Annotated in this window: 14 protein-coding genes; 10 read left to right on the forward strand and 4 right to left on the reverse strand. The window is 74.1% G+C overall.

The genetic code is table 11. The features are described 5' to 3' along the window. Positions 1–22 precede the first annotated feature (22 nt). On the forward strand, positions 23–1210 hold the full coding sequence (locus AC4MBH_RS10025) for a saccharopine dehydrogenase family protein (RefSeq protein WP_491794709.1): 1188 nt from the start codon (positions 23–25) through the stop codon (positions 1208–1210). 96 nt (positions 1211–1306) lie between these two features. On the opposite strand, the gene AC4MBH_RS10030 is transcribed toward AC4MBH_RS10025, so the two are convergent. Continuing rightward, positions 1307–3139 (reverse strand): glycerophosphodiester phosphodiesterase family protein, encoded by a 1833-nt coding sequence (locus tag AC4MBH_RS10030; protein WP_491794710.1) that lies wholly within the window; start codon positions 3137–3139, stop codon positions 1307–1309. Between the two features lie 122 nt (positions 3140–3261). Here AC4MBH_RS10030 and AC4MBH_RS10035 point away from each other — a divergent pair, with 122 nt between their 5' ends. The 3 genes from AC4MBH_RS10035 to AC4MBH_RS10045 all read left to right on the forward strand — a co-directional run bounded on the left by AC4MBH_RS10035 (position 3262) and on the right by AC4MBH_RS10045 (position 6847). Further along, positions 3262–3696 carry a Fur family transcriptional regulator gene (locus AC4MBH_RS10035; protein WP_491794711.1) on the forward strand — a complete coding sequence of 145 codons (435 nt, stop codon included), beginning with the start codon at positions 3262–3264 and terminating at the stop codon, positions 3694–3696. A 22-nt stretch (positions 3697–3718) separates the two neighbouring features. Further along, positions 3719–5989 carry a catalase/peroxidase HPI gene (katG, locus tag AC4MBH_RS10040; protein ID WP_491794712.1) on the forward strand — a complete coding sequence of 757 codons (2271 nt, stop codon included), beginning with the start codon at positions 3719–3721 and terminating at the stop codon, positions 5987–5989. A 174-nt stretch (positions 5990–6163) separates the two neighbouring features. Beyond that, a complete protein-coding gene (locus AC4MBH_RS10045) occupies positions 6164–6847 on the forward strand; it encodes a hypothetical protein (protein ID WP_491794713.1) in 684 nt (227 codons plus the stop codon). 143 nt (positions 6848–6990) lie between these two features. Here AC4MBH_RS10045 and AC4MBH_RS10050 read toward each other — a convergent pair whose 3' ends face one another. Beyond that, positions 6991–9093, reverse strand: a complete 2103-nt coding sequence (locus AC4MBH_RS10050; RefSeq protein ID WP_491794714.1) for an acyltransferase family protein — start codon at positions 9091–9093, stop codon at positions 6991–6993. A gap of 94 nt (positions 9094–9187) precedes the next feature. Beyond that, the gene (locus AC4MBH_RS10055) at positions 9188–11146 is read right to left on the reverse strand and encodes a hypothetical protein (protein ID WP_491794715.1); all 1959 of its coding nucleotides are present in this window, start codon (positions 11144–11146) and stop codon (positions 9188–9190) included. Positions 11147–11287: 141 nt separating this feature from the next. Between AC4MBH_RS10055 and AC4MBH_RS10060 the strand changes: the two genes are divergently transcribed. After that, the gene (locus AC4MBH_RS10060) at positions 11288–11626 is read left to right on the forward strand and encodes a YnfA family protein (RefSeq protein ID WP_491794716.1); all 339 of its coding nucleotides are present in this window, start codon (positions 11288–11290) and stop codon (positions 11624–11626) included. A gap of 3 nt (positions 11627–11629) precedes the next feature. On the opposite strand, the gene AC4MBH_RS10065 is transcribed toward AC4MBH_RS10060, so the two are convergent. Then, entirely contained in the window at positions 11630–12979 is a 1350-nt protein-coding gene (locus tag AC4MBH_RS10065; RefSeq protein WP_491794717.1) for an NAD(P)-binding domain-containing protein, read from the reverse strand. 106 nt (positions 12980–13085) lie between these two features. Here AC4MBH_RS10065 and AC4MBH_RS10070 point away from each other — a divergent pair, with 106 nt between their 5' ends. From AC4MBH_RS10070 to AC4MBH_RS10090, 5 genes are all read left to right on the forward strand, one after another. Continuing rightward, complete coding sequence (locus AC4MBH_RS10070) at positions 13086–13970, forward strand: helix-turn-helix domain-containing GNAT family N-acetyltransferase (protein WP_491794718.1); 885 nt, start codon at positions 13086–13088, stop codon at positions 13968–13970. Between the two features lie 56 nt (positions 13971–14026). Then, on the forward strand, positions 14027–14386 hold the full coding sequence (locus tag AC4MBH_RS10075) for a metalloregulator ArsR/SmtB family transcription factor (RefSeq protein WP_491794719.1): 360 nt from the start codon (positions 14027–14029) through the stop codon (positions 14384–14386). Further along, positions 14383–15510 (forward strand): ACR3 family arsenite efflux transporter, encoded by a 1128-nt coding sequence (gene arsB, locus AC4MBH_RS10080; RefSeq protein WP_491794720.1) that lies wholly within the window; start codon positions 14383–14385, stop codon positions 15508–15510. The genes AC4MBH_RS10075 and arsB overlap by 4 nt, the downstream gene beginning before the upstream one ends. Beyond that, positions 15507–15941, forward strand: a complete 435-nt coding sequence (locus AC4MBH_RS10085) for an arsenate reductase/protein-tyrosine-phosphatase family protein (protein WP_491794721.1) — start codon at positions 15507–15509, stop codon at positions 15939–15941. The genes arsB and AC4MBH_RS10085 overlap by 4 nt, the downstream gene beginning before the upstream one ends. A gap of 257 nt (positions 15942–16198) precedes the next feature. After that, positions 16199–18229 carry a hypothetical protein gene (locus tag AC4MBH_RS10090; RefSeq protein WP_491794722.1) on the forward strand — a complete coding sequence of 677 codons (2031 nt, stop codon included), beginning with the start codon at positions 16199–16201 and terminating at the stop codon, positions 18227–18229. The last annotated feature ends 154 nt before the right edge of the window (positions 18230–18383 follow it).

The raw sequence follows: 18383 nt of genomic DNA on the forward strand, positions 1-18383 counted from the left end.
CCGGAGTGCCACGATGAGGACCATGCCGAGCGACCAGCGCGACCTCGACCTCGTCCTCTTCGGTGCCACCGGGTTCACCGGCGGCCTCACCGCCGACTACCTCGCCGAGCACGGCCCGGCGGGGCTCCGGTGGGCGCTGGCCGGCCGCAACCGGGCGAAGCTGGAGCGGGTGCGCGACCGGCTCCGCGCCGACCACCCCGACGACCCCACCCTCGGTCGGCTCGAGCTGGTCGTCGTCGACGCCGGCGACCAGGCCGCCCTGGCCGACGTCGTGCGCCGCGCCAAGGTCGCGGTCACCACCGTCGGGCCCTACCAGCAGCTCGGCGGGCCGCTCGTCGCCGCCTGCGCCGAGACCGGCACCGACTACGTCGACCTCACCGGCGAGCCGGAGTTCGTGGACACGACGTACGTCGCCCAGCACAAGGTCGCCGAGGCCAGCGGCGCGCGGATCGTGCACGCCTGCGGCTTCGACTCCATCCCGCACGACCTCGGCGCCTACTTCACCGTCGCCGAGCTCGGCGCGACCGGGCCGGTGACGATGCGCGGCGTCGTCCGGGCGGCCGGCACGGCGTCCGGCGGCACCTTCCACTCCGCCATGGGCGCGTTCTCGCGCGCCAAGCAGATGTCGGCGGCGGCCAAGGCGCGGCGGCGCGCCCAGGGCAAGCCGGCCGACGGCCGCACCTCGCGCGCGGTGGCCGGCAAGCCCCACCGCGACAAGGTGCTGGGCTACTGGCTGCTGCCGCTGCCCACGGTCGACCCGCAGGTGGTCGCGCGCAGCGGCGCCGCGCTGCCGGCGTACGGGCCCGACTTCCGCTACTCCCACTACGCCGGCACCAAGACGCTGCGGTACGCCGCCGGCGGGGCCGCCGCCGTCTCGCTGATCGGCGTGGCCGCGCAGGTGCCGCCGGTGCGCGACCTGCTGCTCAAGAAGGTGCCGCAGGGCCAGGGTCCCGACGTGGCCAAGCGGGAGAAGTCGTGGTTCACCGTCGACTTCGTCGCCGAGTCCGGCGGCCGCACGCTGCGCACCCGCGTCAGCGGCGGCGACCCCGGCTACGGCGAGACCGCCAAGATGCTCGCCGAGTCGGCGCTGTGCCTGGCCTTCGACGACAACCCGACCACCGCCGGCTGCGTCACCACCGCCCAGGCCATGGGCGACAACCTCCTCACCCGCCTCCGCGCCCGCGGGATCACCTTCGAGGTCGTCGACTGACGGTGGGCTGTGGCCCCCACGCGGGCTAGTCCCTGACGAAAAGCACCTCGGAAGGCCGTTTCCGGGTGCTTCTCGTCAGGGACCATCCCCGACCGGTCAGTGGCGACCCCGCCCGCGCAGGAAGCGCTCCAGGCCGGCGAGGTCGTCGGTGTTGACGTGGTCGACGCCGGCGGCGACGAGCTCGCGCCAGATCGCGGTGCGCTCGGGGCCGGGCTGGTCGGGGGTCGCCCAGAACCGGATCCGCTGGCCACGGGCGTGGGCCGTGGCGACGATCTCCCGCAGCTTGGTCCGCTCGGCGGCCGGCATCCGGCCGGCGCCGGTCCAGGTGAAGTGCTTGGTCCAGTTGTCGCTGACCAGCGGCATCACCGACGCCGGCAGCGGGCCGCCGAGGTCGGACATCCGGCCGTCGTAGCCGGCGCGACGGTCCGGCTGGGCGGCCATGGCCGGCAGGTCGCGGTTGCCGCTGATCACCGCGGTGACCGCCCCGGGGGCGGTGGTCGACGGCGTGAAGCGGGTCATCAGGCCGGGGTGGTTGCGCAGCGCGCGGTCGATCGCCCGCCAGGTCTCGGCCGCACCCGACTTGGCGTCGATCAGCAGCTGGACCGCCCCGCCGCGCGGGTAGACCGAGCCCCGGTTCATCGTGGTGCGCGCCTCGAGCGGCGAGAGGTAGAGCCGCTCCAGGGTGCGGGCGGGGTCGACGTCGACGAGGTCGTGGGCGACGAGCAGCTCGCCGTCGACCAGCCACACGTCGGCCTCGACGCTGGTGAAGCCGTGGTCGAGCGCGTCGAGCAGCGGCCGGTCGTGCTCGTAGTCGTTGTGGGCGTGGGCCTGGGGGAGCGGCCGGGCCTGCCGGGGGACGCGGACCGGCCGCGGCAGCCGCACGTGCTCCTGGCGCAGCACCTCGCGGAGCCGGTCGGGGTAGTCGGTGATCAGGCCGTCGACGCCGAGCCGGACGAGGCTGCGCATCGTCGGCTGGTCGTTGACGGTCCACGGGACGACGTCCAGCCCGGCCCGGTGGGCGTCGCGCACCATCTGCCGGTCGACGTAGGGCTCGTACGCCGGGTCGGTCACCGTGCCGTTCTGCGGGAAGCCGTGCACCGGGGAGATCGCGTCGACGCCGAGGGCGTCGGCCATCGCGACCAGGTCACCGTCGAAGTCGTCGGCGTCGAGGCCGCCGAGCCAGGGCGAGGCGCCCGGCCGACCGACCTGGAGGAAGTCGCGGTTGGTCAGCGCCACGAGGGGCAGCCGGGGCATCACCTCGCCCATCCGGCGCAGGGCGCCCCAGTCGAAGGACTGGACGGTGACCTGGTGGGCGATGCCGGCGGCGCGCACCTCGGCGGCGACGACCTGCACGAACTGCTCGCGCGGCGCGGTCTCGGTCGGCGCACCGGCCTCGACCTTGGTCTCGATGTTGAGGGTGACGTCGTCGGCCTCGTAGGCCTGGACCAGGTCGAAGACCTCGCTGAGCAGCGCCATCCGCGAGCCCGGGACCGTCTGCTGCTGCGGGTAGCCGGGCTTCTGCGCGCTGCCGCAGTCGAGGGTGCGCACCTGCGCCAGGCTCAGCGTGTTCACGTAGCGGCCGACGTAGGGGTACTCCGGGTCGCCCGGCTCGGCCGGCGCGGTGTCGCGGCACACCTGCGGGTTGGTGCGCCGGTCGTGGGTCACGACGGCGTGGCCGTCCTCGGTGATCTGGACGTCGAGCTCGAGGGTGCTGACGCCGAGCTCGAGCGCGCGGGAGAACCCGACGAGCGAGCTCTCGGTCGTCAACCCCACGCCGCCGCGGTGGGCCTGGAGGTCGAACGACGCACGGTGGCCGTGGTGGCCGGGACGGGAGTGATCGGCGGGGCCGGCGGCGCCGGCGGCCGGCACGACCAGGACGGGGGCGAGGACGGCGAGGGCGGCGACGCCCAGGAGGTTCCGAGTGACCATGGGGACCAGCCGAGCGGTGGCCCGCGACCACCAGGGGGCGAGCAGGTGAAGTCCGGGCGACCGGTCGACGCCGACTGTCCCTAATCTTGATCTACTACAGATATGGCCCTAGGGTCGGGGTGATGACCCCGACCGACCACCGCGCGGCGCTGCAAGCCGTCTCGCTGCGCGTGACGCGCCCGCGGCTGGCCGTGCTCGACGTCCTCCACCACCACCCGCACGCCGACGCCGACACGGTGATCGGCCTGCTGCGCGCCGAGGAGGGACGCCCCGTCTCCCACCAGGCGGTGTACGACGTCCTCCGCGCCCTCACCGAGGCCGGCCTGCTCCGGCGCATCCAGCCCGCCGGCGCGACCGCGCGCTACGAGGTGCGGGTGGGCGACAACCACCACCACGTCGTGTGCCGTTCGTGCGGCACCATCGCCGACGTCGAGTGCGCCGTCGGCCACGCCCCCTGCCTCACCGCCTCCGACGGCCACGGCTTCGTGGTCGACGAGGCGGAGGTCGTCTACTGGGGCACCTGCCCCACGTGCGCGACCACCCCCATCCCGCAGTGACCCTCCAGTCGGAAGGAACCCGATGAGCGACCCCCAGGACAGCGCCCCCACGAGCCCGCAGGGCATCGATCGCAAGGAGGCGGCCGGTTGCCCGGTCGCGCCCGGCTCGGTCACCGAGCAGGGCAGCGAGAGCGAGAACCCGGCCATCGACTCGCCGACCCCGGTCACCGGCGGCCGTCCCCACAGCCTCCAGGACTGGTGGCCCGACATGCTCGACCTGTCGGTGCTGCACGCCCACTCCTCCAAGGGCAACCCGCTGGGCGCGGACTTCCGCTACGACCAGGAGTTCGCCAAGCTCGACGTCGAGGCGCTCAAGGCCGACATCGTCGAGGCCCTGACCACCTCGCAGGACTGGTGGCCGGCCGACTTCGGTCACTACGGCGGCCTGATGATCCGGATGAGCTGGCACTCCGCCGGCACCTACCGCATCTACGACGGCCGCGGTGGCGCCGGCGACGGCGGTCAGCGGTTCGCGCCGCTCAACAGCTGGCCCGACAACGCCAACCTCGACAAGGCGCGGCGGCTGCTGTGGCCGGTCAAGCAGAAGTACGGCCAGAAGATCTCGTGGGCCGACCTGATCGTGCTCGCCGGCAACGTCTCCCTCGAGTCGATGGGTTTCGAGACCTTCGGGTTCGGCTTCGGCCGCGAGGACGTCTGGGAGCCGGAGGAGATCTTCTGGGGCCCCGAGGACACCTGGCTCGGCGACGAGCGGTACGCCGACGAGCGCGAGCTGCACGAGTCGCTCGGCGCGGTCCAGATGGGGCTGATCTACGTCAACCCCGAGGGCCCCAACGGCAACCCCGACCCGCTGGCCTCGGCCCGCGACATCCGCGAGACCTTCGCCCGGATGGCCATGAACGACGAGGAGACCGTCGCGCTGATCGCCGGCGGCCACACCTTCGGCAAGACCCACGGCGCCGGCAACCCCGACCTCGTCGGCCCCGAGCCCGAGGGTGCCCCGCTGGAGCAGCAGGGCCTGGGCTGGAAGAGCGAGTTCGGCTCCGGCAAGGGCAAGGACGCGATCACCTCCGGGCTCGAGGTCACCTGGACCCGCACCCCCGTGCAGTGGAGCAACGACTACTTCGAGTTCCTCTACCAGTACGAGTGGGAGCTGACCGAGAGCCCCGCGGGCGCCAAGCAGTGGGTGGCCAAGGACGCCGAGGACATCATCCCCGGCCCGACGCCCGACTCGCCCAAGCGCAAGCCGACGATGCTCACCAGCGACCTCGCCCTGCGCTTCGACCCCGAGTACGACAAGATCTCGCGCCGGTTCCTGGAGAACCCCGACGAGTTCGCGCTGGCCTTCGCCAAGGCCTGGTACAAGCTGCTCCACCGCGACATGGGCCCGGTGAGCCGCTTCCTCGGTCCGTGGACCGCCGAGCCGCAGCTGTGGCAGGACCCCGTGCCCGCCGTCGACCACGAGCTCGTCGGTGACGACGACGTCGCCGCCCTCAAGGCCAAGGTCCTCGACTCCGGCCTGGGCACCGCCGAGCTGGTCTCGACCGCCTGGGCGTCGGCCGCCACCTTCCGCTCGACCGACAAGCGCGGCGGCGCCAACGGCGCCCGGATCCGCCTGGAGCCCCAGCGCAGCTGGGAGGTCAACCAGCCCGAGCAGCTCGCGACCGTCCTCGAGACGCTCGAGGGCATCCAGCGCGAGTTCAACGAGGCCGGCGGCGCGAGGATCTCGATGGCCGACCTGATCGTGCTGGCCGGCTCGGCGGCGGTCGAGAAGGCCGCCCGCGAGGGCGGCGTCGAGGTGACCGTGCCGTTCCACCCGGGCCGCACCGACGCCTCCCAGGAGGAGACCGACGTCCACTCCTTCCGGGTGCTCGAGCCGCGCGCCGACGCCTTCCGCGGCTACCTGCGGCCGGGCGAGAAGACCCAGCCCGAAGTGCTGATGGTCGACCGCGCCTACATGCTCGACCTCACCGGGCCGGAGATGACGGTCCTGATCGGCGGGCTGCGGGCCCTCGGCACCAACGTCGGCGGCTCGCCGCACGGCGTCCTGACCGACCGGCCGGGCGTGCTGACCAACGACTTCTTCGCCAACCTGCTGGCCCCCGGTGCGCGGTGGAAGGCCTCGGAGGAGGAGCACGTCTACGAGATCCGCGACCTCGCCACCGACGAGGTCCGGTGGACGGCCACCTCGGTCGACCTGATCTTCGGCTCCAACTCGCAGCTGCGAGCGCTGTCGGAGGTCTACGGCAGCGAGGACGCCCGCGAGAAGTTCGCGACCGACTTCGTGGCGGCCTGGACCAAGGTCATGGAGCTCGACCGCTTCGACCTCGCCTGAGCACGAGTACTACCGCCTGACCGGAGCCCGGTCGACCCGCACGGGTCGACCGGGCTCCGTCGTGCTCGGCCCCGGTGTGGCGTGGCACACCAATCCGTACCGCACCTGGTGGCGAATCACCTCTTGACAAAGGCGCTCGACCGAGCGTCCTTCCCAGTCGAAGGAAGTGCTCCCATGCGCACCAACGCAAGCCCGTTCAAGCGCAGCCTCGCCGGCGTCGCCGGCCTCGCCCTGCTCGCCGTCCCGCTCGTCGCCTGCGGTTCCGACGACTCCGGCTCCGACTCGTCGAGCTCCTCCAGCTCCTCCAGCGCCAAGCCCCAGGCCGTGGCCGCGATCGAGGAGCTGACCGGCAAGGAGACCGCGATCGCCCTCGACAAGGGCTTCACCGACGCCCTCGCCGCGCTGAAGCTGACCCCCGGCGTGACCGGTACGGCCAAGCTCGAGGACGGCTCGCTCATCTTCCCGATCAGCGGCGGCAACGTCAGCGTCTTCGAGCCGGACGCCGTCGACCCCTACGTGATCGGCCAGGTCCAGCACGAGGGCTCCGGCCTGTCCCTGACCGCCGGCGACACCACCGTCCAGCTGGTCAACTTCAACGTCGACCCCGGCGTCTCCCGGGTCTACGGCGACGTGACCGTCAACGGCGAGGTCGCCGCCACCAGCGCCTTCCTCTTCCAGCTCGACGGCCGCACCCTGAAGCCGCTCCAGACCGAGGGGAGCACGGCGATCCTCGAGGGCACCGAGGTCAAGATCTCCGACGTCGCGGCACCGCTGCTCAACGACACCTTCGGCACCGACAAGGTCAAGCCCGGCCTGCTGGTCGGCGTCGCCAAGATCACCGTCGACGTCCCTGCCTGACGGAGGCACCCACGCCCCTGATCGAGCGCCGAACCGGCGCGACCCAGCCGGCCGGACCACGGTCCGGCCGGCTGTCGTCGATCAGGCCCCGGAACCGGCGCGGGTCCTGTCTGGTGCCCAGGGCCCGCGCCACCGGGAGCCGCTCAGTCGAGGCGGCTCCGGGCCGCGGCCTCGGCGGCCGGGATGCGTTCGATCAGGTACGGCGCCAGCGTGCGCACGAAGGTCGTCGTGAGGTGGTCGCTGTTGCGGTAGACCACGACGTTGCCGATGACGGGCAGGCACTGGTCGCCCACGCACATCAGGTCGCGCAGGTCGAGCATCGCGCTCCCGGGGGTCTGCCGGACGGCCTTGCGCACCGCGTCGAACGCGACGATCGCCTCGTCCCGGGGGCGTGAGCACTGCTCTGCGGCGTCGTCGGGGTGCAGCTCGACGCACTGCGCGACGTCGGAGCGACCGTGGGGCCAGTCCCGGATGGCCACCACGGCGCTGCCGCGCTCGATCTGCGAGGCCCACGCCTCCGAGAGCCCCGCGATCGTGGCCTCGCGAGCGGTCTCGCCGGCGCGGGGCACCGCCAGGAACCCGGCCTGGTCGCTGATCGTGAGGATCAGGTCGTAGGGCTCGGAGTCCGCGAGGTGCTCGGCGATGTTCTCCTTCCACCGGCTGCACTCGGCGCCGATGGTCTCGCTGCGCCCCTCCTGCGGGCGGGCGCCCCAGGAGCAGCCGGCCCGCCCGGCGACGTCGATGCGCCAGCCCCGCTGGTCGGCGAGCTCCTCGTAGGCGGCGAGCAAGGTGTTGTTGTGGGAGTCGCCGACGGCGAAGACCCGTCGTGCCCCGGGATCGTCGGGTCCGACGGTGCAGACGTGGGCGTCGGTGACGCCGAAGGTGGCCCAGCACTCGGTGCGGTTGTACAGGTCGAGCGGCGCGGTCGACGGCGGTGGGAGCAGCACGTCGCCGAGGTCCTCGCACCCCGTCACGCTCGGGTCGAGCGCGGCGGCGCCGAGGCAGCGCACGTCGCCACCGGCCACTCGGGCCTGCGCCTCGGCGAGCAACCGCTCCTGCTGGTCGATCGAGGCCCGCGCGCCGAGCGCGGCGCTGCCGGCGACGAGCACGCTCGCGGCGACCGCCCAGGCGGCCACGACCCGGCTGCGCCGGCCGCCCAGCAGCCGCGGTGAGTAGCGCACCGGGTTCTCGACCAGGTACGTCGACGCCAGGCTCAGCACCAGCGTCGCCGCCAGGACGAGCAGCTTGTCGACCGTCGTCAGCGGGTGGCCGGTGGCGTACGGCGTCAGGACGATCAGCGGCCAGTGCCAGAGGTAGACGGCGTAGGAGAGGTCCCCGAGCAGGGTGACGGGCCGCCACCGGCTCGCCCAGGCCAGCGGACCGGCGTCGCCGGCCGCGAGGACCAGCACGGCGCCCGCCACCGGGAGCAGCGCGGCGTACCCCGGGAACGGCGTGCGCTCGTCGAGGACGAACGTCGACGCCGCGATCACCGCGAGCCCGACCGTGCCCATCGCCGCGCGACCCGCGGCCCCGGGCCGCGCCGCCACGCACGCCAGGAGGGCGCCGGCGAGGAACTCCCAGGCCCGGGTGGCGGTGGAGAAGTAGGCGATGCCGGCGTCGGTGCGGGTGCTCAGGACCGACCAGACGAGGCTGGCGAGCGCGAGGACGGTCAGCACCGCCACCGGCAGCCGCAGCCTGCGTCCTGGTAGGCCGGAGCGCAGCGTGAGCAGGAAGAGCAGCAGCGGCAGCGCGACGTAGAGCTGTTCCTCGACCGAGAGGCTCCAGTAGTGCTGCACGGGCGAGGCGGCGTCGCCGAGGGCCTGGTAGTCGACGGCCTTGTCGGCGAGCACCCAGTTCTGCACGTAGAGGACCGAGCCGACCACCTCGTCGAGGAAGCCCTTGCGGGTGCTCAGCGGCGCGACGACGAGCGTGGCCACGGTGACGACCAGCAGCACGAGCAGCGACGCGGGCAGCAGCCGCTTGGCGCGGCGTACCCAGAACCTCCCCAGGCGGACCCGGCCGGTGTCGCGCACCTCGCCGAGCAGGTGCCCGCCGATGAGGAAGCCGGAGATCACGAAGAACACGTCGACGCCGGCGAAGCCGCCGGGGAGGCGGTTCGGCCACAGGTGGTAGAGCAGGACCACGCCGACGGCGACCGCCCGCAGTCCCTGGATGTCGGCGCGCAGCGCGCTGCGGTCGGGGACGCCGCCCGCGGTCGCGGCGTTCTCTGCGATGTCGTCCTCCACGCGGTCGGTCAGGTCCCCGGGGCGTCGGTCGGGCCCGGGGACGCCAGGGACGGTACTGCACGAGGTGTCGCCGGGCGGGGGTGACCGGCCGGGCTCAGCCGGGCAGGACGAACAGGGTGCGCGCGTCCCAGGTGCCGGACCAGGTGGTGCCACGGGGCCCGACCGCCGCGCCCGACGGGGCGCCGCGCCGCCACCGGGTCGAGTGCAGCGTGCCGTCGGGCGTGGCCCAGTACAGCGACGCGCCGGCGACGAACATCCCCCGCACGGCGGCGAGGTCGAGACCGGGAGCGGGCGCGACCAGGCGCTGGGCACCGACGACGCCGCTCTGCGGGGAGAAGTAGCGGTAGTACAGCCGCGAGGAGCCGGCGCGGGTGAAGTAGATCCGCCCCTGGTCGAAGAACATCCCGGTGGCCGCGCGCACGTCGTCCGCCCAGGCGTCGAGGCCGACCAGCTGGTCGGAGGTCGCGACGGCGGTGGGGGCGCCGTAGGTCTCGCCGTCGAACGTGCGGACGGTGAAGGTGCCGTCGTCGTGGCCGAGGTAGAGCCGGCGACCCACCATGAACGCGCCGCGCACGGTGCGCCAGTCGAGGCCCCCGTCGCGTGCGCCGCTCGTGGGTCCGGCGGTGGTGCCGGAGAACCGGCGCTGCTGCAGGACGCCGAGCGGGGTGCCGTCCGGGCCCTTGCGCAGCGGACCGCCGAGGAAGACGGTGCCGGGCAGCCGGGTGGCCCGCACCGCCGGGAGCGCCGCTCCGCCGGCGGGGAACCGGGCGACCCGCTCCCTGGTCTGGTCGCCGATCCGGGTGGTGTCGGAGACCGCCCACAGCCCGGCGCCGGTGAGCAGGAAGTCGAAGACGCCGACGCCGAGGTCGCGGCCGGGGTTCCAGGTGAGCGGCAGGCCGTTGAGGGGGTCGAGCGCCGCGATGCCGGGGCGGGGTACGGCGCCGGGCCCGGGCTCGTTGCTCGCGAAGGGGTTGTTCCACCACCGCTGGTGCCCGCCGACGTAGACCGCCGAGGCGGTGGCCTCGACGGCGTAGCTGGTGTCGCCGCCGGTGTGGTCGACCCACGACGGCGCCACGCGTCCGGTGGCGCCGAGCTCGAAGCGGGCCACCGAGTCGCACGCCGCGCGCGGCCCGCCGTAGCCGCCGGTGGTGGAGACCACGAACCACCTGCCGTCGGGGGAGACGTCGACGTCGCGCATCGTCGCGTCGAACCGGCGCGAGCAGGGCGAGGTGTAGAAGCCCGTGGTGAAGCGGGTGAGGGCGGCGCGGCGGCCGCCGGTGCCGAGCACCACGAGCTGGTGGCGCTTCGCGCCGCCCACGGTGGCGAAGTTGCCGACGGCGACCAGGCGGGAACCGTTGCGGGTGAGCGAGATCTTGAGGACCTGGGTCACGCCGCGGTTGTGGTTGCCGCGCAGTGGCAGGCGCATGAAGCGGTCGTACTTCCCGGTCCGCGCGTCCACCGTGGCCAGCGCCTTCTGCGGGCGACCGCCGAGGTGGGTGAACGCCCCGGCCACCCACAGCCGGCCCCGGCTGAGGGCGACGTCCTTGACCTCCCCGGTGACCCGGCCCGGCTTGAACGACGCGACCAGGGACCCGTCGGAAATCCGGACGCGGGCGAGCTTGGCGCGTCGCTTGCCGGCGATGGCGGTGAACGCGCCGCCGACGTAGACGGAGCGTCCGTCGGCGGCGGGCCGCACCACCTGCACGGCACCGCGCGGGTCGGGCGCGAACCGGCGCGACACCCGACCGGTGACGGCGTCGAAGGCGACGAGCCCGCGGCGCACGAGCGGCTGGGTCCGGCCGTCCTCGCGCACCCGGGTGAAGGTGCCGCCCAGCACGATCGTGCGGCCGACCTGGGTCACGGAGTACACGCGCCCGTCGAGCACGTGGGGTGTGCGCGGCGCCGGCACCTCCGAGACCAGCCGGCCCGCCGGGGCGTCGCCGCCCGAGCCGGTCGGTGCGGCTGCCGCCGCGGCCGGTGAGGTGGCGGGCAGGTGGAGGAGGGCGGCGACCAGGCACCCGAGCAGGGCGAGGACGGTGACGCGAGGACGCATGGGTGGGGAGCACCTGACAGATGGAGGAAGACGTGCGGGCGTGACTCGGACACCACGCTAGGTGCTCGACCCCACTGTCCGGGGCCGGATGGGCCAACGTCCCCACGATCGGGGACGGCGTACGCGCCCTAGGCTCGCGCGGTGGACACGCTGCGCAGCACCGCCCTGTTCGTCGCGGCCGCGATCGCCGAGATCGGCGGTGCGTGGCTGGTCTGGCAGGGCGTGCGGGAGCACCGCGGCTGGCTGTGGATCGGGGCGGGGGTCGTCGCGCTCGGCGTCTACGGCTTCGTGGCCACGCTGCAGCCCGACGCCCACTTCGGGCGGATCCTCGCGGCGTACGGGGGCGTGTTCGTCGCCGGGTCCCTGGCCTGGGGCATGGCCCTCGACGGCTTCCGCCCCGACCGCTACGACGTGACCGGCGCGCTGATCTGCCTGGTCGGCGTCGCCGTCATCATGTACGCCCCCGGCCGCACCGCCTGAGCCTCACCCGCAGGTCGCGCCGCCGCCCGTGGCGCCGGCCGAACCGATGCTGAGGAGCTGGGGCGCCGGGGCGCAGCACCCGCCGTCGTCCTCTGCGGGCGCGCCGTCGAACTGGCCCGACCCGCCGCAGACCCCCGACTCGGGGAGGACGAGCTCGACCCGGGCCGCCGCGTCGTGGTCGCCGGCGATGGCGGCGACGATGCTGCGGGTCTGCTCGAACCCGGTCAGGGCGAGGAACGAGGGCGCGCGGCCGTAGGACTTCATGCCGGCCAGGTAGAGCCCCGGCTCGGGCTGGGCGAGCTCGGCGGCGCCGTGGGGGTAGACGGTGCCGCAGGAGTGGACGTTGGGGTCGATGAGCGGCGCGAGCCGGGCGGGGGCCGACAGCACGGGATCGAGGTCGAGCCGCACCTCGCCGAGCCAGCCGAGGTCGGGCCGGAAGCCGGTGACGACCACGACCTCGTCGACCGCCTCGACGGTCGCGCCGTCGATGCTGGTGAGCCGCAGGGCGCCGGGGGAGTGCGGGTCGTCGTCGACGGCGGCGGTGCGGAACGACGTCACGACCGCGACGCCGGACTCCACGACCCGCCGGGCCCGCTCGCCGAGGGCACCGCGCGCCTCGAGCTGGTCGTCGGCTCCGCCGCCGAAGGCGTCGTCGGTGCCGGCGCGGCGTACGAGCCAGGAGACCCGGGCCGGGTCGGCCCCGGCCAGGGCGACCAGGACGTTCTGGGCCGAGGCGCCGCTGCCGGCCACCGCGACGTGCCGTCCGGCGTAGCGGGCGCGGGTGGCGGGGTCGGTGAGGTCGGGGATGCCGTAGGTGATGCGGTCGGCGTGGGCCCGCTCGCCGAGCGCGGGCAGCCCGTCGCCGCCGAGCGGGTTGGCGCCCGACCAGGTGCCGGAGGCGTCGACGACGGCCGAGGCGGTGAGGCGCTGCGCGCCGTCGGGGGTCTCGACGTGGACCGTGAACGGCGCCTCGTCGCGGCCGGAGTCGACCAGGCGGTCGCGTCCCTGGCGGGCCACGCCCACGACGCGGGCGTGGAGGCGGACGTCGACCTCGGCGGTGCCGGCGAGCGCCTCGGCGAGCGGCTCGAGGTAGGCGGTGACCCAGTCGTGGCCGGTGGGGTAGGCGGCGGGGTCGGGTCGGGTCCAGCCGGTCGCCGCCAGCAGCGTCGCGGCCACGGGGTCGACGAGCTCGCTCCAGGGCGAGAACAGCCGGACGTGTCCCCACTCCCGGACGGCGGCGCCGGCGCCGCGGCCGGACTCGAGGACGATCGTGCGCAGACCGCGGGACTGGGCGTGCGCGGCGGCGGCCAGACCGATCGGTCCGGCACCGACGACGACGACGGGGTGGTTCACGAGGGACTCCTCCGGGGTGCGAGACATCGACGGGGTTCGATGGATGGACAGTATCGATCCAGATCGATGAATGCAACATCGATGTTGATCGATGTAGGCTGGCGGCATGACGACCGACGTGAGCGGCCCGGACCTGTCGTGCGGCCCGCCGGTCGCGGACGGCGGCGCCACGCTGGCGCGCGAGTCGGCGGAGACCTACGCGCGGTGGTTCTCCACGCTGTCCGACCCCACGCGGGTGCGGCTGCTGCACGCCGTCTCGACCTGGCCGTCGGGCCGGGTCCGGGTCGGCGACCTCGCCGTCAGCCTCGGCATCGGCCAGCCGACGGCCACCCACCACGTCAAGCGGCTGGCCGAGGACGGCTTCGTCACGGTCGAGCGCGTCGGCACCGCGGCGCTGGTGAGCGTCAACCCCGCGTGCTGCACGGGCCTGCCGCACGCGGCCGACGTCGTGATGGGCACGCTGGCCGCGGCGCCGTGCTGCCCCGACGACCTCCCGGCCGACGTGACCACCCGCGCGCTGGCCCCCGGCGACCTCGGGGCGGTCCGCGACATCTACGCCGAGGGCGTCGCCACCCGCAACGCGACCTTCGAGACCGTCGTCCCCCCGGCCGAGGCCCTGGTCGACAGGTGGCTCCCCGGGCACCGGTGGGTCGCCGAGCTCGACGGCCGGGTCGTCGGGTGGGCCGCGGTGAGCCCGGTCTCCGCCCGTGAGTGCTACGCCGGGGTGGGGGAGTCCTCGGTCTACGTCACCGAGGCCGCGCGCGGCCGCGGGGTGGGCAAGACGCTGCTGCACCGCCAGGTCACCGAGGCCGACGCCGCTGGGCTGTGGACCCTGCAGACCGCGATCTTCCCCGAGAACCGCGCCTCGATCGCGCTGCACCACTCCGCCGGCTACCGCACCCTGGCGGTGCGCAGCCGGATCGCGCGGCTCGACGGCGTGTGGCGCGACACCGTGCTCCTCGAGCGACGCCGCGACGACACGGAGCGGTGACCGGGCGTCGTACCCGCGGTTGGACAAGAGACATCGACGACCGTCACTATCGACACATGTCGAAGTCCTCCGCCGGTGAGCCCGATGCGCTCGCCTGCTGCGTCCCCCTGGTCCGCGAGCCGATCGGGGTCGAGCAGGCGACCACGATCGCCGGCACGCTCAAGGCGCTGGCCGACCCGGTGCGGCTGCGGCTGATGTCGCTGGTGCTCTCGCACGAGGGCGGCGAGGCGTGCGTGTGCGACCTGCTGCCGGCCTTCGAGCTCTCCCAGCCGACCATCAGCCACCACCTCAAGGTGCTCCACGACGCCGGGCTGCTGGGCCGCGAGAAGCGCGGGGTGTGGGTCTACTACCAGGCGCGGCCCGAGGCGCTCGAGGCGCTGACCACCCTGTTCGCGCCGGCCGGGGCCACCGCATGAGCGACCTCACGCAGGAGGCGGCGACCGGCCCCGACGACGCGCCGGTCCTGCAGCGGCTCTCGACCCTCGACCGGTTCCTGCCGGTCTGGATCGTCGCGGCCATGCTGCTGGGCCTGCTCCTGGGCCGCACCGTCGACGGCCTGGACGACGTCCTCTCGGCCGTCGAGGTCGGCTCGGTCTCGCTCCCGATCGCCCTCGGCCTGCTGGTGATGATGTACCCGGTGCTGGCCAAGGTCCGCTACGACCAGGTCGGCATCGTCACCAGCGACCGCCGCCTGCTGGGCGCGTCGATCCTGCTCAACTGGGTCGTCGGGCCGGCGCTGATGTTCGCCCTGGCCTGGCTGATGCTGCCCGACCTCCCGGAGTACCGCACCGGCCTGATCATCGTCGGCCTCGCCCGCTGCATCGCCATGGTGCTGATCTGGAACGACCTCGCCTGCGGCGACCGCGAGGCGGCCGCGATCCTGGTCGCGATCAACTCGGTGTTCCAGATCGTCGCCTTCGCCGGGCTCGGCTACTTCTACCTCGAGGTGCTGCCCGGCTGGCTCGGGCTGTCGCAGACCTCGCTCGAGGTCTCGGTCTGGGAGATCGCCCGCTCGGTGCTGGTCTTCCTCGGCATCCCGCTGGTCGCGGGTTTCCTGACCCGCTACCTGGGCGAGCGGGCGAAGGGCCGCGAGTGGTACGAGTCGACCCTCCTGCCCCGCATCGGCCCGGTCGCCCTCTACGGCCTGCTGTTCACGATCGTGGTGCTCTTCGCGCTCCAGGGCGACACCATCACCGGGCAGCCGCTCGACGTCGCCCGAATCGCGCTGCCGCTGCTGGCCTACTTCGCGCTGATGTGGGGCGGCTCGTTCTACCTCGCCTACCGCCTGCGGATGAGCTACGAGCGCTCCACCACGCTGGCCTTCACCGCCGCCGGCAACAACTTCGAGCTGGCCATCGCGGTGGCCATCGGCGTCTTCGGTGTCACGTCGGGCCAGGCGCTCGCCGGCGTCGTCGGGCCGCTGATCGAGGTGCCGGTCCTGGTGGGCCTGGTCTACGTCGCCCTCTGGGCCCGCCGCCGCTTCTACCCGACGTCCGTCCCGTCCGTCCCGTCCGTCCCGTCCGAGAGGCCCGCGCCGTGAGCACCCACCGACCCCAGGTCGTCTTCGCCTGCCGCAAGAACGGCGGCCGCTCCGTGATCTCCCGGCTGCTCACCGAGCACTACGCCGGCGACGCCGTCACCGCGCTGTCGGCCGGCACCGAGCCCGGCGACCACGTCCACCCCGATGTCGTCCGCGTCCTCACCGAGCTCGGCCTCGACACCTCCCGCGAGACGCCCAAGGCGCTGACCCGCGAGATGATCGCCGCGAGCGACTACGCGATCACCCTCGGCTGCGGCGAGGAGTGCCCCTACGTGCCCGGCGTCCGCTACGTCGACTGGCCCGTCGATGACCCCAAGGAGCAGGACGACGCCACCGTCCGCCGCATCGTCGCCGACCTCGACACCCGCGTCCGCGCCCTGATCACCGAGCTGGTCCCCGACCACCCGCTCCCGGCGTCCGTCCTGGCCTGAGGCCTCGTTTTCGACTGCTGAGAATGACAATCAATAGCGTTTAGCGTTACGGTGCGGTCGCCGGGTGCATCCAGTGCCGGCCCTGACCGGAAAGCGCTGCCGCCGTGACCCCACCGCCGTCCCTCCCTGCCCGCCGCGGGGTACGTCGTCCCCGTCGGACCTTCCTCGCGACCGCCATCGCGTCCGCCCTCGCCCTCGCCGCGACCCTGGTCGGCCCGGCCGCCACGGCCACGACCTCGGCGCCGGTAGGGGTGGCCGTGACCGACCCGTCGGGCACCCCCCTCGGCCTCACCGGGGTGGAGGCGACGTACCAGCCCGGCGACGTGCTGCGGGCCCGGGTCTCCGGGCACACGCTCGGGGACGGCGAGACCTACCGCTGGCTGATCCGCCCGGTCGGTGTCGCCGGCAGCTACGTGTTCTCCGGCACCGGCGACGAGGCGGCCCTCGGTCGTGTCGAGCAGCGGGTGGACCCGTCGTACGACGGCTACGAGCTCAGCGCCGCCGTACGCCGCGGCGGGGCCACCGTCGCCCAGACGCCCTGGGTGCCGCTCGACGTCGCCAACGCGGTCGAGCCGGTCCAGGGCGCGTTCCGCGAGACCGGTCTGCGCGTCGGCGACGACGTCGCGATCGACCTCGAGGGGCAGGCCCTGGCCGAGGGGGAGTCGCTGCGGCTCGTGCAGCGCAGTGCCAGCCCCTGGTTCGAGGCCGACTGGTTCGCCGAGCTGGTCGACGACGACACCTTCGCCCTCTACCCGCCGTCCGGCATGACCGGCATGCAGTGGGCGGTCCAGGTCGTCCGCGACGGACTCGTCGTCGCGCAGGGGACGCCGTTCGCGGGCGACGTCGCCGACCGCGAGGTGCTGGTCGAGGGCCTGCGGCCGGTCTACCGCGTCGGCCAGACGCTGCGTGCCACCGCGACCGTCTTCCCGCTCCGCGAGGGTCTGGTGTTCCGCTGGTTCTACTACGACGAGGCGACGGCCGACTTCGTGACGCTGCAGGAGGGGAGCGACGCCGCCGCGCTGACCCTCGAGCTGCCCGCGACCATGGCACTCGACGACGTGCCCCTCTACTTCGCGGCCGAGTGGGACTACGGCCCGCACGTCGCCACCGCGGCCACCAGCATCACCGTGCTCCAGGTCTCCGACAGCGACCCGTCGACCCAGCTGCTCTTCCTGTCCGGCCTCGCCGGGCACTACCACCAGGGTGGTCCGATCAACCTCGAGGTCGTCGCCGACCCCGGCCTGGCCGCCGGCGACACCCTCGACTGGTCGTGGCGCTGGCCCGGTGGCGCCTGGGCGCCGCTGCCCGGCGCCTCCGGCGCCAGCCACGCCATGACCGCCGAGCAGGCCCTCGAGGGCGTCGAGGTGCGGGCGACCCTCACCTTCGCCTCCGACGGCTCGCGGCTGGCCTCCGAGCCGGTCACCGTCCACGTCGACGACCACGGGTCGCCCGCGCGCCAGGTCCTCACGGTGTCCGGCGCCGTATCGACGGTCGAGGGCGCCCCCGTGACCCTCACCGCCGGGCTCGCCAGCCCGAGCCTGCTCGACACCTACCAGTGGCAGCGGCAGGCCGTCGGTGAGGAGGGCTACTCCGTCGTCGCCGGCGCCGACGGACCGGAGCTCACCCTCCCGGCCGCGCTCGCGGACGACGGCGCCCGCTACCGCGTCGCGCTGCTCGCGCCCACCGGCGACGTCGCCTACGGCCCGTCGGAGCCGGTGACCCTTCAGGTCACCCCTGCACCGCCGCTCACCGCCACGACGGTCTCTGCCGACCCCGTCCGCCAGGTCTACGGGCGCCCGGCGACCGTCCGGGTCACCGTGTCCGAGCGCGCCTTCGGGCCCGTGTCCCTCCGCGTCGGCGGCCAGGCCGTCACCGGTGCCGCCCGCGACGGCGTGGCCCTCCTCCGGCTGCCCGCCCGCACGCGGGCCCCCGGCGCGCACCGCCTGACGCTGCGGTACGCCGGGACACCCGGTCGGTTCCGGCCCTCCACCGGCGCGGCCCGCCTCGTCGTCGGCAGGGCCCGCCCGTCGCTCCAGGTCGCGGTGCGCCAGGCGACCCAGGGCCGGGTCGCCGTCCGGGTGCGGGTCCGGGCGGCGGGCGTCACGCCGACCGGCACGGTCGCCGTCAGCGTCGCCGGCGAGGTCGGCCTTGCCCGCCTCGACGGCCGGGGCCGGGCGCGCGTCGTACTCACGCCAGCGCCGCAGCGCCTCGCCCGTGCGTCCCGTGTGCACGTCGCTTACCGCGGCGACCGGTTCGTCGTCCCGTCGCGATCGTCACGGCGGCTGTAGGCGCGCCCGAGAGCCCCGTCGGTGGGACTCGAGGGGTCGTGGCGCGATCGGCAACACACCCGGACGAGCGGCCAGTCCCTGGTTTGAGAAGCCTGCAAGCGGGTACCTGCGCCATGGCCGTCCGACCCGGACGACCGTGGGGGGAGTCCGGGTC

It is taken from the genome of Nocardioides sp. WJ219, from assembly GCF_058559815.1.

What these genes read in the sequence shown, in the direction of transcription:
- AC4MBH_RS10025 (WP_491794709.1), top strand. Translation starts at nt 23, where the DNA reads ATGCCGAGCGACCAGCGCGACCTCGACCTCGTCCTCTTCGGTGCCACC.
- AC4MBH_RS10030 (WP_491794710.1), bottom strand. Translation starts at nt 3,139, where the DNA reads ATGGTCACTCGGAACCTCCTGGGCGTCGCCGCCCTCGCCGTCCTCGCC.
- AC4MBH_RS10035 (WP_491794711.1), top strand. Translation starts at nt 3,262, where the DNA reads ATGACCCCGACCGACCACCGCGCGGCGCTGCAAGCCGTCTCGCTGCGC.
- katG (WP_491794712.1), top strand. Translation starts at nt 3,719, where the DNA reads ATGAGCGACCCCCAGGACAGCGCCCCCACGAGCCCGCAGGGCATCGAT.
- AC4MBH_RS10045 (WP_491794713.1), top strand. Translation starts at nt 6,164, where the DNA reads ATGCGCACCAACGCAAGCCCGTTCAAGCGCAGCCTCGCCGGCGTCGCC.
- AC4MBH_RS10055 (WP_491794715.1), bottom strand. Translation starts at nt 11,146, where the DNA reads ATGCGTCCTCGCGTCACCGTCCTCGCCCTGCTCGGGTGCCTGGTCGCC.
- AC4MBH_RS10070 (WP_491794718.1), top strand. Translation starts at nt 13,086, where the DNA reads ATGACGACCGACGTGAGCGGCCCGGACCTGTCGTGCGGCCCGCCGGTC.
- AC4MBH_RS10075 (WP_491794719.1), top strand. Translation starts at nt 14,027, where the DNA reads ATGTCGAAGTCCTCCGCCGGTGAGCCCGATGCGCTCGCCTGCTGCGTC.
- arsB (WP_491794720.1), top strand. Translation starts at nt 14,383, where the DNA reads ATGAGCGACCTCACGCAGGAGGCGGCGACCGGCCCCGACGACGCGCCG.